Below are 14,883 nucleotides of genomic sequence, written 5' to 3'. Positions count from 1 at the left end.
GGCTGTACGTCCTCCTTGTTGTAATTATCTGTATTCTAGCACTTCATCCATTTTCTTTCCAGGCCGCATCTCCGGATTCTCTGCAACAGGTTCTGGATCGCCGCACCTCGATAAGCTGTCTTATAATCGCCGGCTCCACTGGGATGTCTTTAAACTTTCTAATACTGCGTCTTTTTTCTATGCTATCTCTTACCTCCATAGCTATGTCTGTCTCCGTAAATATATGTATGTAAACCGTATATTATCCAAAGCATCATAATTGCTGTATATCTATAGCCATGCACTCCTCAGATGCCTTAAATCCCACTGATTCATACAGCGGTCTGCCGCTTTCCGTGGCATCAAGGCTTATCTCCGTGGCACCATGTACGCGCGCGTCCTCTATAAGCATATTCACAAGATGCCTGGCGATTCCTCTTCTCCGATAGTGCTCTTCTGTATATACATTCATGAGATGTGCTCTCTTTCCTGATGGGTGAGAAAATGTTGGCATTATTTCAATATAAGACATACTGGCACACGCCACACATCTTCCGTCATCGACAGCTACAACTGTTGTCTGATCACCCTCAAGAAAATACCTTCTGCTGCTCACCACCAATTCATCATCAAATATGTAATCAGCAGGAAGATCATTGACTATCCTAAGCATGGGCAATCTGACATCCATCAGCATATCTATATCATTTGCATCTGTCACTCTATACTCCATAATACCCCCTTATTACTCCTTGACATTTTTATGCCTCCTGCTATAATAACACAAGTCGGACGGTATGTTGAATATTAATATACCTTGCAAGGTGTTCTGCAGATGCAGGATTCCCGGATGGAACATGAATCGCGATAAAAACATATCAGAATTTTCATGAGCCAGATAAGATACTTTATCTTATCTGGCTCTTTTTTTATGCGGCTGGCAGGTTAATGTGTCCCCGCGATCATGTGCCTTTCCGATTTTCAATGATTTTCAATTATAAACTATTTTTGTTAAGGAGATTTACAAATGGACCTGTTAAGAGACAATCTGAAAAAGCTTTACTTCAAATTCCTCATTCCCTCCCTTGGAAGTGCCATGGTCATGTCCATATACACCCTGACTGATGCCATCGTCATCGGCAAAGGTGTTGGAACTGATGCCCTGGCCGCTCTGAGCATCACAACGCCTCTGCTGTGCATACTTATGTCAACCGGAATTCTCTTTGGCGTAGGTGGATCAGTACAGATGAGCGTGCACAGAGGAAGTGGCAACACAGTGAAATCTAACCGCTACTTCACCGTGTCATTCATGATGATCGCAGCAGTCACCGCACTGCTGTGGATACTGTACGTAACATGCATGCCATCACTGCTGAGGCTCATGGGTGCAAATGCCACTCTATACCCATATGCCATGTCATACATGCACTATATAAATATATTCCTGCCGGTTGCAGTATTTTCCAACTTCGTAGCTATATTTGTGAGGGCTGACAATGATCCGAACCGCGCCATGGCAGGCGTCCTGCTGGGTGGAGTGTTCAATATCGTGATGGACATTGTACTGGTATTCCCACTGAAGCAGGGAATCAGCGGAGCCGCACTTGCCTCCGTAATCGGTATGCTGATCCAGATACTTGTCGCCTCATCACATTTTCTCAGCAAGAAGAATGAGCTGCGTTTCATAATGCCACACAGGCTCCTGAACAGCATGAAGAATATCGTGACAGCCGGTATCCCGAGCTTTTTCAATGAATTTGCAAATGGATTTATAGTACTGCTGTTTAACATACAGATATTGAAGTACTGCGGCGAGAATGCCCTGTCCATATACAGCGTCATCTCCAACTGCGTCATCCTGTTCAATTCTCTGTTCACAGGAGTTGGTCAGTCTGTGCAACCTGTGATCTCGACCAACTACGGAGCAAATAACATAGGCAGAATAAACGCCATAAACAGAATGGCTTACACAACCATCCTGATCATGGGTGTGCTGTTCTCACTTCTTGGAATACTTTTTCCAAGGGTGCTCTGCGGTGTGTTTATAGATATGAATGAAGGTCTTGGTGTCATTGCCGATCTTGGTGTCAGAGCGTACTTCTTTGCATTTGTGCCATTTGGGATCAACCTGATGACCTCCTACTATCTCCAGGCCATACTGAAATCCGGGCAATCTCTGTGTATATCACTGCTCCGAAACATCATACTCAGCAGCGTGTGTATACTGACGTTCCCAGTTTTGATCGGAGGCAACAGCTTGTGGTTTGCTGCACCTGTGACCGAGGCTGTGACTCTTACTGTCAGTCTGGTATTTCTAGCGCGGCAATCCCCAAGGTAGGGTAGCCATTAAATGTGTATGCAAATTAGGCGATATTAGATATAATGAATGTGTTGACTTTAACAAATAGGGATTAGGGGGTATAAAATGAAAATGCACGAAATGGATTTGATGGAATTCCTTATTAAAGAAGGACACACTGATATTGCAGAAAGTATTAAAGACTACCGAAAAAATACTATTAAAATGTGTGTGAAGGATGTAGAAAATGTAATTGCAAAAGGCACAAGTAAAATCGGTGGCTTTCCCGATCTTCCGCCCGAAATTCCATATCCCACAATGTCGGGCTATTCCTGCAAGCGCGGAGATGACACTGAGCGGTACGAAAAATCAGCAATGCAGCTTGTTGCTCAAATCAATCTTACGGACATTGCCGACTTGGATATTGAAAACAAGCTTCCGCACACGGGTATTTTATATTTTTTCTGGAGCGGAGAAATCGACTCAATTCACCAGACCAACAAATGGGTTGAAAGCGTTGCTGACGCCCCCGAAAATTCGGCTTATCACAAGGTGATCTGGTACAACGGCGACCTGTCAAATTTAAATAGAACTGAGCCGCCTGTTCCATATTATTCAAAGTATTTTACAGAAACTTTTGAGGAAAAGGCTGTCGAGTTTGAACTCACCACAGATTATCAGCCACTGGGAGATGTGCTTGACTGTGACCTATTTGACCGTCTTGAAGAAGTTGCTCCAGATTATGATATCGAATATCTTTCGTATGACGGAAACAAATTATTCGGTTATCCTACGGGTGGTAATATTCCGGATGTAAATGCAAAAACACATCTGCTGTTTCAATATAGTTACAACGTTGGTTGTCTATGGAATATCTTTTGGATCATTTCAGATGAAGATTTAAAGAACCGCAATTTCGACAAAGCGGTCTTTAGTTTCGATTTGGACTAATAACTATAATTCTAAGTAGGAGCAGAACACTCCTGCTCCTACTTGGTATAAATTCAGTACTTTATACAGAATTCACAGCCACCACTATGTCCAATACAGTCTCTGCAATCAGAATCTACCTCAAACACATCTTCACCCGCGATCAGATATGTTCCAACAAGACTCATCTTCGGTGACATACGTTCTCCGTTCCATGACACGCCTACCTGTGATGCATCCATAAGTCCAAGCAACTCAGGTACAGCATCCATGCCCATTCCATAATATCCCGGACCGAATGACGGACTGCAATACTTCTTCTCATATACACTGTTCTTTCTCTCAAGATATCCCTGTATCCACCCTCTTATGACATCCATGCATGCCACCTGAAATGCCTCCATGTAATACTGTTCAAGAACCGAACCCGCACTTTCTATGTCAATCTCCGGCGCATGGAATGCATACAGATATCCATTTTCAACGCTGCTCAGATCAAGCTGTTCAAGGACATTGCATTTTATCCTCTTCCTGCCAAATTCAAAATAGCCCTCATGAACGCACTCCACCGCAAATGGCTGCAGCAATACTGACACCTGGCAGTCCACTGAGGTTTCCGAAGCTTTTTTCGTCATGATCCGGTCAAGCACTATTTCTGCCTCCCGCTGATGTTCCACACGCATGTCAGGCTCCATGTCATTTATATGCGTGATCTGTACCAACCTGTCCTTTATTTGCTGTCTCAGCTTTCTCAAATCTACATGCAGTATCTCTTCCTGCCTCTGCAAATGAGCAATGACTTTGTCGTACATCTCCGGTCTGTGAACCACCAGACATGAGCTGCAATCCTTTATCTTCTGTCCCCTTCCATTCACTATATACTCAGGACTGCCTATGCAGCTCTCATCAAAATAAAGTGGGCAGTAACAGAACAGGCAGTTAAATTTATCTTCATCTTTTACCTTATGGCACGGGAAGAATTCGCAATCCCGGTTCTGGAAAAATTTGTAGTTGTTATTCATTGTTCAATTATTTTATGCAATTTCTTTCTTCTTTTTATACTTTCTCTTCCTTATAACTTCCATACATGCATAGAGAACAAAACCAACTACAGATGCGACCGCACCAGATCTCAGCCCCGGCGTATGATATACCATTTTTATGGTATGCTGTCCTTTACTCAGTTTAATCCCCATAAATGTATCCGCAAGCTCTTCTATATCAGCACGCTTTCCATCAACTGTCAACGACCATGTCTTTTCGTATGGTATTGAAAGGAATATCTCTGAATCACTGTCCAGCGCCACTTCTCCTGATATTTTATTTCCTGATATATTCAGATTGCTTGTATACCCTGATTTCAGCTGCTGAACGGCATTATCAAATTCTGCCATATCCAACTGCGCTGCATAAATCGTATGTCTCTTATCCTTATTGGTATCTCTCTTTATCTTCAGCTCTATTTCATCACCAGCCTTATAATCTCCAAGGTACATACTGTTAATTTCAAATCTATGACATGCATTCTGAACAAATTCGCCATTCGCATATATCCTGCAATTGTGGTCATATAAACTGTTGTGTATATCACTTCCATCAACAAATACATACACAGGACCATCGTTCGCTACACTAAGTTTCCACACCTCATTATTTTTTTTGTCTTTACGAACATATTCAGTCTGAACATCATTATATACTCTGGTATTCTTACCCGTCATTGCAGATATCAGATTTTCCTGATTCTTAAACGGATCACTTCCGAATGACAGATTTCCCATATCCTCACTAACAGGATATCCAAGCGGCAATGCATATTCATTTTTGTAAACCTCTGCATTTTTAGTCTTTATTCCTGTATCCTCATAACCTGTTGCCGCATCCTTAAGCTGGACATACTTTATAGACAGCAATGAATCAGCAAGCAACATCGGACTATTCCAGTATGTTTCACACAAGAAATATTTTTCGCCAGGGATGTCCGAATATCCCATATTTGCAAGGAACCTGTCAACATTAAAGTCATATGCCGAACTATAATGCTCTATACTGTTATATCCATACAGTAATGATTCTCCAGTTGCTATCTCTCTTCCCAGGCCATACAGATAATTATAATTGTTTTCGTATCTGTAAAAAGTATCTCCAGAATCAGCATTCAATTGATCCACAACATTTTCTGCATCCAGAGAATACTCCGTAAATGCATTTACATCATTATTATATTCCGAAAAAGCAAGGTATACATTATACACCGACTCCAAAACCGTTAATCCTATTGCGATCCAGCAAACAGTATTTATCAACAATCTACTGTTCCTAATACACCTTATCACCAATGCTCCAATGCAAAGTATAAATAAATACAATACCACAAGACGCAACGGGGAATTTATCTTTTTTATGTAATATAAAAACGCTAAACCTGCTGCTACAGTCATCATGGCTCCGGCTATTTCCTTATTCTCGACTTCGCCGCGCTCATATAACTGAATTTCCCGTGCTGCAATCATTATCATTACAAAAGAGAAAACAAAACTAAACCTGAAAAAATATGATGTACTCCTGACAAATACGGTCCATACAAGTTCCATATCTCTAAGGCAATAACTTCCACATAGCAAGGCCAGAAGACAGAACATACATATTTTTTCTGATCTTTTTACTTTTTTATTGACAAAAAATGCGATTACCGCAACTAAAACTATCGTTCCCGTGAATATCAATGGGGCATCCTGCGCATTTACTTTTGCACTCACATCAAATCCACTCAGGAACTGTGTTATGTCCATGTTTACAATTCTGCTGAGACCAACCGTATTATTTGTTGCTTTTCCACCTATTAATGATACACATGCCGGAAGTAATATACACATACTCGCCAATACTCCGCATATCATCGTTGCCACATATCTGCCTATACTTCTCAGATCATTTTTCAATGCATCTTTTATTTTGTAATCATATGCATTAAGATATTCGACAATAAACAATATTCCCGACATGAGGCATACCATATATCCGGTATACCAGTTACACAGAATTGCCATAAACACAGATCCAAACAGCAAACCTGTTCTTTTCTCATTGATACATTTCCACACACCAAGTGCAATCAGCGGAAGAATTATAACCCCATCAAGCCACATGACATTCCTACAATTATACACATTGTATTCCATAAGTGCATAAAGCGTGGATAAAACCAAAGAAGACTTTGCCGATATACGGAATCTGTTATGAATATATATATATCCTGTTATGCCGCATAATCCAATTCGTAAAATTATCATAAACACCATAAAATATGGAATATGCGCCTTAGAAAAGAAAACCAGGAAAATATTTAACGGACTAGAAATATAGAAACCAATCAGACCAATCATCCTACCACCAAGGGATTTCCCCGCAGAATATTCTATGCTTGCCTTACCATGAAACACATCCCACAAATATCCATAATAATCTTTGTGTTGCAATAATGAATCCCACACCAAAGTTGACTTACTACCAAACGGGATCACCCCGCATATAGCCATAACAGCCAGCAGCACCAGAATCGGCAAGACAAAAGCCAGTATTATAATAACCGCAATTCTTTTTTTAGATCTCTGTTCACTCATCAATAACCTCCATACCTATTATGACACCGAGACGAGCACGGCTCCAACCAATATCAAAATAACTCCACCTATCTTTTTTTTCGATATTTTCTCTTTCAAAATAAAATAGGATATAACCATAGTCCAGATATATGTAACTGATGTCAAAGGCAAAACGACTGAATAATCAAGATATCTCAGAACATATATGTTTAACAGCGCTGATACAAGATACAACGCACCACCTATGTATAAATTAATATTTTTTATTGTAGCTATTATGCTCTCAGAAGCGGACGCCTTTTTCAAAAATAATGATGCCACCGCACCACTTAATGTCATAATCACAAGTACAATATAATATATCAGCATTCTTCCGTATCTCCTCCTGCTATCATTATCACTCCTGCAATTATAACAAGAACACCTATACATTTCACAAAGCCAACTTTTTCACCAAGTACTATAGCTGCAAGCACTATACTTAACACATAATTCAAACTCAGCATCGGTTGTAAAACTGATAATTTACCATACCTGTATGCAATTATCATCACAAGAGCTCCAACGCCATAAAATCCAAAACCGACTATCATGTATATAAGGCCTTTATCAGCCGACATTTTCCAGAGCATCTGCCCTATACAGGCACATATCGAGGAAATTATCATCAATATGATTCCCTTTTTATTTTTCTTTATTGACTCGAGCATAATTTTGTCTCCTGTAAAAATTTGATTTTTCTATCTACGAAACTATTTTCCGTAAAAGTGGTATTTTTTTCATGATCAGAGTAACAACATATCCACACATGAAAAGCACAACACAATAAATCAACGATGCTAACACTGGTGTTGAATGTAATTTATCCTGAAGAAAACTCATCAAATTCTTGAATGTGTCTGTATAGTTTTTAAAATATACATGAATTAGATAAATGCCAAAAGTACATCCGCCAACCGAGACTATCGGTTTTTTCAATCTAAACAGTATGTTTGTATTCGAATTCAGATATTGACATGTTGCAAATATTGCCACGCAGTTTACCAGAACAAATGTACCAAAAAACATTTGAGAATCCTTTTCGTTACAAATTCCTGTAATTCGAGCTCTGTAATATGTCATATAACAAGAGATCAAAATAGCAACTATGTTTATCCCCCACAAAACTAACAACCTTTTCTTAGTCCAAAAGTTTTTAAGTCTGCAATTAAGGAAATATCCTGCCAGAGGAAAAACAACAATGTTTGATGCCAGCCACTCAATAGAAACATTTACATTCAATGGATGTCTATCCTGAAATACACGATACTGCAAGCATGGAACCAGCATACAAAAAGCAATATATAAAACCAGTGCATACTTATAATCATTATCAGAAAGCCCCTGTGCAAATCGCTGCAATAATGGAAGTACTATCAGCATCGAAAGATAAGCATATAAATACCAGTATGAAAAATTCCACCCGTTAGAATATAATTTTGTAAAGAAGTGAAATATATTAAATTTTTCATTTCCTTCGCCAACTTCTAACAGATAATAAAATACGGACCAGACAAGCAGAATACTGAATATATGCAGGACCCTATGCCGCCATAAATATTTTACCGGTTCCGGTTCTCGTCCCAACATAAGTGCACCTGCTATCACCAAAAACAACGGCACGGACACCTTACAGGAAATAGACAAAAACAAATATAACCAATAATGGAACGTATGAGGATCATAAGACAAAAACTTTGAAAATCCATTCGCCCCTGTATGATTATATAGCACAAAAAAAGCTGCTATTATACGCATAAGTTCAATATCCAACCTCTTTTTTGCAACCAAATTCAATTTTCCCCCCTCAGGTATCATACCTTTTCTTTTTCATTTTGAAGTTTTCTTCATATGATCAACTTGAATAAGCTTATACTCAAAGTCTCTCTTATCCTGACTTCTAAGTGTGCTGAGAAGTACTCCCACCGCAAAGAACAGAATTGCCATCACCATCACAAATCCGCAAACGATCAGAGTTGGGAACCTGTCTACAACACCAGTTTTAAAATATGCAGAAAGTACCGGGATGAAGAATAATATGCTACACAGCGCAAGTACAAGTGATATGGCTGTAAAAAATCCAAATGGCTTGTAGTTCTTATACAACTTAACTATCGTAAGCAATACCTTTATACCATCTGAGTATGTATTTAACTTAGATTCACTTCCATCAGGTCTATCTCTATATTCAATAATTACATTCTCAACCTGCATATTTCTATCTACAGCATGGATACTCATCTCTGTTTCAATCTCAAATCCTTTTGACATAACCGGATATGTCTTAACAAATTCATAGCTGAATGCTCTGTATCCCGTCATTATATCTTTTATAGATGTCTTAAAAAGATTATTTATAGACCACCTTACTATACTATTTCCAAAATTATGAAATGGTCTTTTATTCTCCTGGAAATATGTACTGGATAATCTGTCTCCAACAACCATATCAGCATTTTTGTTTATCACAGCGTCAACCATTTCAGGTGCACATTCAGCAGGATATGTATCATCACCATCAACCATTATATACACTTCTGCATCAATCTCCCTGAACATTCTTCTGATGACATTTCCTTTGCCCTGCTTGTACTCTTTTCTTACAACTGCTCCAGCTTTTTCTGCAAGTTCAGATGTCTTATCACTGGAATTATTATCATACACATATATTGTGGAGTCTGGCAAAACTGCCTTAAAATCTGTGACAACCTTATAAATTGTCTTTTCCTCATTGTAACATGGAATCAGTACTGCTATTTTATCCATTCTATGTTCTCCTCATTCGATTATTTTCTACGCTCTATTCTTAGCGGCCCCCATAAACATGACAACCGGAACAACTATTCCAACGATCATCATGGCAACGGCTATAAGCTTGCTGTCACCGGACACCAGTGTCACTATACCGCTTATTATCGCAAGTATCACCAGAAATGCTGCCCATACAACTATGGCTGACGCCTTTGCAACCTTGTTGCTTCCGGCTATTCCAAATATACCGCCTATGATGGCTGCAAGCGATGCTATTCCGGCCACAACGCCACATACGACAGCCTTTGTCGATGGCTCATCTGCAAGCACAAGTTTTGCAATGTCATAATATCCGGCATTTACAAGCCCCCATATGAGCATGATGAGCGACGATGCCGTCACCATTCCCTTTCCAGGTAATTTTTCCATAGATTATTTCTCCTTTTTCATTCTCATATCACTGTCTGCTCCACACATAACAGAAGGCCTGTGTTCTGGCTGCAAACTTCTCAGTCTTGAGCAGTTCTCTTACCTCTGCCTTTGTGTACCATCCTGGAGTGATCTCCTCCAGAGTTGAAGTGCTCGGCTTGAACTCGCCTCTCGCCTTGCCTACAACACACATATTTGTCTCATTTGAAAATCCTACAGCACTGTAGCTTGTCCCTATTGTGTCACTGATCTCGTACAGCTCAAGTCCCGTTTCCTCCATAAGCTCACGTCTGGCACTGACCTCAGGAGTCTCCCCCGGATCTATGAGTCCGGCAGGGAAATTATATACCCATTCACCCGGAGCAAGTCTGAACTCCTTATCTATAAGGATCCTCTCATCTGCCTCGTCTGTGGCGATGATGACCACCGCATCTGCTGCCTTGCCATGAAGTCCCTCGAAATCGGTGATTTCTCCATTCCTGCTTATCATCTCATAGTTCTTAACTATTCCGTCTACAGTCTCGTACTGAACATCGTATCGTGTGATGAACTTTCCCTGTTCTTTCTTTTCAATTCCTACAAATTTCAAAACACTTTCTCCTCTACTTGCAAAGCTCTGCCACAACCTGATTGATGACCTTGCCGTCTGCCTTGCCCTTGAGTTCAGCCATGACAGCCTTCATGATCTGGCCTTTATTCTTTGTTGCTATCACATCTGCAAATTTTGTTGTGAGGATATCTCTCACCTCATCCTCTGACAGAAGCTTTGGCGCATACTCGTTGAACACATCATATCTTGCCTTGTACTGCTCCAGAAGATCTGTTCTGTCTGCAGGGCAGGTATCGATCTGCTCTTTTACAGACTTGATCTCCTTGAGGATAACACTATCAACTATATCCTCAGGAATGTTGTCTCTGCAGCCGTTATCGATTCCGACCTTCTTAACTGCTGATACGAGGGATGAGATGCTGTCCTTTCTCTCCTTATCCCTTGCCTTCATTGCTGCTATCATATCCTTCTGTAACTTCTCAAGTGTCATTTTTATTTCCTTCTTTCTTTATTTTTATCACTTTTTTATTTTATACCATATTGAACGCTGCTTTTGCAAAACAACATTCTCTGCCTGAAGCTGTTCCAATTTCTTCTGAATATCTGCTTTTTCTGTCTGAAGTTCTCCAAGTTTTGCCTGAAGATCAGATTTCTCCTTCTCAAGTTCTTTTATCCGGATACCCCTGTCAGCCTTTTCCTTATATGTCTGCTGTAGTTTTGCATTTATCTCCGACTTTTCCTTGTATGTTCTTTGAAGCTTGGCATTTATCTCTGACTTTTCCCTGTAGGCACGCTCATTTTCTTCAATGCGTTTCTTTAATTGTCTGGAATTTCTACCAATCTCATCCCTCAATTCTCTGCGTTCTTTTTCATGACATTCACATACCCTGATCAGTGCATCCTCTACCGGCTCTCCATCATATTCAAGAATCTTCTTCGCAAGTGCATTATCTCCATATTCAGGTTTAAGCCATTCCTCTATCTTCTGTAACTGAACGTCATTCTGGTCGGCGTCCACATTCTTATGGTAAAGGCCTATTTCCTGTGAGCCCGGTAAGTACCGAAGATCCTCACATGGCATAGCCGCCACAACCGGAACTCCTGACATGATCTCTATTAGCTTAAGCCAGATGTCATCCGCCCACAGGCACATCTCCACCATCTTGTCTTTGTCGAACCACTTATCATCATAAATTCCTGGTGGATATAAAGTTCCTGCGCCCCCTGTTGCAAATAACTGCATCTTTGGTCTGTACAGACAGGCAACCGTCTCCTTCATCCAATACCTGTACGGAATAAGCTGCCCTTTATCCGAAATGACCATCCAGTGTGTCCTCACAGCGGATACCGCCTCTGGATACTGTAAATATGACATATACAGATTCTCAAGCATGTATGGAGGATATTGCAGATCGTCATCTATCGTCACGACCACGTCGTCCGTGAACTCCTGCAGCGCATAGAAATACTTCTTGTGCGGCTTCAAATCATCACACCATCTGACCTCCAGCTTATCCTCAAACTGCAGCTTTCTGAGATCATCCGGGAGATCGTCATCCCTATTAGGGAACTGCTCCTCCGCCAGCCACAGAACGATCTTATCTGCCTTTCTGGTCTGTGAATATATCGACTCAAGCATCTGTGCTATGCCCGCAATTCTGGCGGGATAGGATGTGAGCGACACTATTATCCTTCTCGTCTTGAGCTTTTTCAGCTCCGATGAATCATGTTTCTTTATGATGGAATATTTGCGGAATAACTTGTCATCATTGAGTCCCTTCTCTGTCAATCCGTCAAATATCTCACTGTTAAATACGCTGTGCGCTTTCTCGTAAAACTCTATTCTCTCTGCAGAATCCAGTTCTCTGCAATACTTCTCATAATTGTCCACATACTGACGTATGGCAAAGTACATAACAGCATTCCACAGATCAGTCCTGTCTGCCATACCCTTCACATGCTCCGTCACACAGTCAACGGTCTTCGGAACATCCGGCAGCTTCTCAGCCTCACTCTCAGGAACAACATTCCTTGAAAATGTCAGATTGCTTATATATGCTATCTTCTCCGCCGCTACAGCTCCAATTGCCGAATATATAGCTTCGCTGTCACAACCGGCAATGCCCAGTCCTGCATCTATTATGAACTGCTTTCTGTAGAGTTTATTGCCAACTAATGGTCGTACCACATTCATGATCCTGCCACGGCAGTCCTTCCAGTTAAACACCTGCTTTCCGCCGTGAACCCACTCAAAATGTACACCTCTTCCGAAGGTCTTCCCACCGTCACTGTCTATAAGCTCGCAGTTCGAAATCACCATGTCCGCCCCGCTCTGCTCTGCGGCGTCATGCAGCTTCTCCAGCATGTTCTCCGGATAAACCTCCGAGCCATCCACGAACAGTATATATTCTCCATGCGCGCGCTCAAGCCCCGCGAATCTGTCCGCTTCTATTATCTCGTACTCCTTAAATGTCTGGTCAGCCAGCTTTGCCCGGCATGTCTCCACACCGCTTCCGGCTGTAAAAATCACTGATATAACCGGTTTCATAACCCGATACTCCTTTCATTGAACACCATCCTATTGCTGTCCCTCATGATGTCCCGACTCTAGGTCTGTCAATAAATTTTATATCTTAAGTATTTCCGATAGATTCTTCTGTATTCCTGCCGCAACCTCAGGCTTATTCATGGAATACACATGTATATGCTTCACTCCATTTGCCATGAGATCTATGATCTGGTCTGTGGCATATGCAATTCCCGCCTGCCTCATCGCAGCCTCAGTATCGCCAAATGCATCGACTATGCTCTTGAATCTCTCCGGCACGTTACAGCCTGAGAGCTTGACAGCATTCTTGACCTGTACTCTTCTTGTTATAGGCATAATACCCGGTATGATCGGCACTGATATTCCCGCCTCTCTGATTCTGTACATGAAATTAAAGAATATGTTGTTGTCGAAGAACATCTGGGTCGTGAGATAATCACATCCAGCATCGACCTTTTTCTTAAGCCCAATTATGTCTTCGTGCTTATTTGCCGAGTCTGGGTGTACCTCAGGGTAACATGCTCCGCCCACGCAGAAATCTCCTGTCTCCTTGATGAGCTCCACCAGCTCTGATGCATGTGAGAACTCTGCAAATACCTGTCCATCATAGTTCTTCGGTATATCGCCGCGGAGAGCAAGTATATTCTCTATACCGGCATTCTTCATGTCAGCAAGCGCAGTCTTTATGCCCTCTTTGCTGGCACACACGCATGTCAGATGTGCTATGGTCGGCACGTCGTACTTCTCCTGGATCTCCCGGGCAAGCTGGATCGTATGTCCCTTGGTGCTTCCCCCGGCACCATATGTAACGCTCATGTAATCCGGCTTAAATGCCGCTATACCAAGCGCCGCTGCCTCAACATCCGCAAAGTCTGTATCCTTCTTTGGCGGGAACACCTCAAATGAGAGTGTCGCCTTATCCTGTGTGATCAAATCTCTTATCTTCATGTACTACCTCTGTATATTTGTCTATTCCTGTTTATTTCAATCTGGACTCATTTATATCCAGACTCATTTGTATCCGGTCCCGATAAATAATTTTGCTTACAGCTCTTCAAGCAGCGTCGGTATCTCCATAAGTGTTTTCACCTCATAGTCCGGATGTATATCCGCCGCCTGCTGCCCATCCGGATTGAACCATATCGTCCTTATCCCAGCATTTATTCCGCCCTGTATATCTGATGTCAGACTGTCTCCTATGATCACAGTCTCATCTGCCTTTATCTCTGGTCTCCTGCCAAAACAATAATCAAAGAATTCTCTGGACGGTTTCTCTGCTCCGGCATCCTCAGATATGAATATATCCTCAAAATACTTGCCTATACCGCTGTCCGCAAGTCGTCCGCTCTGTACATTTGAGCCGCCATTTGACACAATGTACATTCTGTATCTTCCGTGCAAGGTTTCAAGCAGCTTTATCGTATCAGGGAATACAAATCCCTTCTGGCTGAGCTGATCCTCATAGTAGGCTGTCGCCTCTGCAGCAGAGTATTCAACTCCCAGCTCTGCAAAAAGTATCTCATATCTGCTTTCCTTCACCTGCTGCCTTGTGAGCAGCCCCTGTTCAAGCAGCTTCCATCTCGATTTGTTGATCTCGCTGTATCTGGATATGACCTTTTCTGTAGGCTCCACCCCTATATGCCTGAGCATATTGGAGAGCGCTCTGCTCTCGCTGCGCTTGAAGTCCAGCAGTGTCTCATCCAGATCAAACAATATGTTCTGTACCATATAACTTCCTTATATCTTTCTTTTC

General features: G+C 41.5%; 16 protein-coding genes. 2 read left to right on the top strand and 14 right to left on the bottom strand.

Annotation, left to right across the window (positions count from 1 at the left end; all coding sequences use genetic code 11):
• Positions 1-43: 43 nt before the first annotated feature.
• Entirely contained in the window at positions 44-199 is a 156-nt protein-coding gene (locus OCV54_RS06795; protein ID WP_156327906.1) for a hypothetical protein, read from the bottom strand.
• A gap of 54 nt (positions 200-253) precedes the next feature.
• Entirely contained in the window at positions 254-712 is a 459-nt protein-coding gene (locus tag OCV54_RS06790; protein WP_022216116.1) for a GNAT family N-acetyltransferase, read from the bottom strand.
• A 294-nt stretch (positions 713-1,006) separates the two neighbouring features.
• Here OCV54_RS06790 and OCV54_RS06785 point away from each other — a divergent pair, with 294 nt between their 5' ends.
• Positions 1,007-2,317, top strand: a complete 1,311-nt coding sequence (locus OCV54_RS06785; RefSeq protein ID WP_022216117.1) for an MATE family efflux transporter — start codon at positions 1,007-1,009, stop codon at positions 2,315-2,317.
• 87 nt (positions 2,318-2,404) lie between these two features.
• Positions 2,405-3,229 (top strand): DUF1963 domain-containing protein, encoded by an 825-nt coding sequence (locus OCV54_RS06780; protein WP_015533839.1) that lies wholly within the window; start codon positions 2,405-2,407, stop codon positions 3,227-3,229.
• Between the two features lie 53 nt (positions 3,230-3,282).
• Here OCV54_RS06780 and OCV54_RS06775 read toward each other — a convergent pair whose 3' ends face one another.
• The 12 genes from OCV54_RS06775 to OCV54_RS06720 form a co-directional block, all read right to left on the bottom strand.
• Entirely contained in the window at positions 3,283-4,230 is a 948-nt protein-coding gene (locus OCV54_RS06775) for a cysteine-rich small domain-containing protein (protein WP_070099090.1), read from the bottom strand.
• Between the two features lie 12 nt (positions 4,231-4,242).
• A complete protein-coding gene (locus OCV54_RS06770) occupies positions 4,243-6,831 on the bottom strand; it encodes a YfhO family protein (protein WP_082431286.1) in 2,589 nt (862 codons plus the stop codon).
• Positions 6,832-6,849: 18 nt separating this feature from the next.
• Positions 6,850-7,152, bottom strand: a complete 303-nt coding sequence (locus OCV54_RS14900) for an EamA family transporter (protein WP_055146737.1) — start codon at positions 7,150-7,152, stop codon at positions 6,850-6,852.
• A gap of 23 nt (positions 7,153-7,175) precedes the next feature.
• Positions 7,176-7,523 (bottom strand): EamA family transporter, encoded by a 348-nt coding sequence (locus OCV54_RS06760; RefSeq protein WP_055146450.1) that lies wholly within the window; start codon positions 7,521-7,523, stop codon positions 7,176-7,178.
• A gap of 34 nt (positions 7,524-7,557) precedes the next feature.
• Positions 7,558-8,670, bottom strand: coding sequence for an acyltransferase (locus tag OCV54_RS06755; protein ID WP_055223186.1), 1,113 nt, complete (start codon positions 8,668-8,670; stop codon positions 7,558-7,560).
• Between the two features lie 12 nt (positions 8,671-8,682).
• A complete protein-coding gene (locus OCV54_RS06750; RefSeq protein ID WP_022216680.1) occupies positions 8,683-9,618 on the bottom strand; it encodes a glycosyltransferase family 2 protein in 936 nt (311 codons plus the stop codon).
• Between the two features lie 27 nt (positions 9,619-9,645).
• Entirely contained in the window at positions 9,646-10,032 is a 387-nt protein-coding gene (locus OCV54_RS06745) for a hypothetical protein (protein ID WP_055223184.1), read from the bottom strand.
• 28 nt (positions 10,033-10,060) lie between these two features.
• Positions 10,061-10,621 carry an NUDIX hydrolase gene (locus OCV54_RS06740; protein WP_055146459.1) on the bottom strand — a complete coding sequence of 187 codons (561 nt, stop codon included), beginning with the start codon at positions 10,619-10,621 and terminating at the stop codon, positions 10,061-10,063.
• Between the two features lie 13 nt (positions 10,622-10,634).
• Positions 10,635-11,072 (bottom strand): GatB/YqeY domain-containing protein, encoded by a 438-nt coding sequence (locus OCV54_RS06735; RefSeq protein WP_015533834.1) that lies wholly within the window; start codon positions 11,070-11,072, stop codon positions 10,635-10,637.
• A 27-nt stretch (positions 11,073-11,099) separates the two neighbouring features.
• The gene (locus tag OCV54_RS06730) at positions 11,100-13,130 is read right to left on the bottom strand and encodes a glycosyltransferase (protein ID WP_055223182.1); all 2,031 of its coding nucleotides are present in this window, start codon (positions 13,128-13,130) and stop codon (positions 11,100-11,102) included.
• 78 nt (positions 13,131-13,208) lie between these two features.
• Positions 13,209-14,078, bottom strand: coding sequence for a methylenetetrahydrofolate reductase [NAD(P)H] (gene metF / locus OCV54_RS06725; RefSeq protein ID WP_022216676.1), 870 nt, complete (start codon positions 14,076-14,078; stop codon positions 13,209-13,211).
• Positions 14,079-14,174: 96 nt separating this feature from the next.
• Complete coding sequence (locus OCV54_RS06720; RefSeq protein WP_015533831.1) at positions 14,175-14,858, bottom strand: YjjG family noncanonical pyrimidine nucleotidase; 684 nt, start codon at positions 14,856-14,858, stop codon at positions 14,175-14,177.
• Between the last annotated feature and the right edge of the window lie 25 nt (positions 14,859-14,883).

The organism is Coprococcus aceti (assembly GCF_025567285.1).
GTDB lineage: Bacteria > Bacillota > Clostridia > Lachnospirales > Lachnospiraceae > Coprococcus > Coprococcus aceti.
This window is presented reverse-complemented; position numbering and strand designations above follow the sequence as displayed.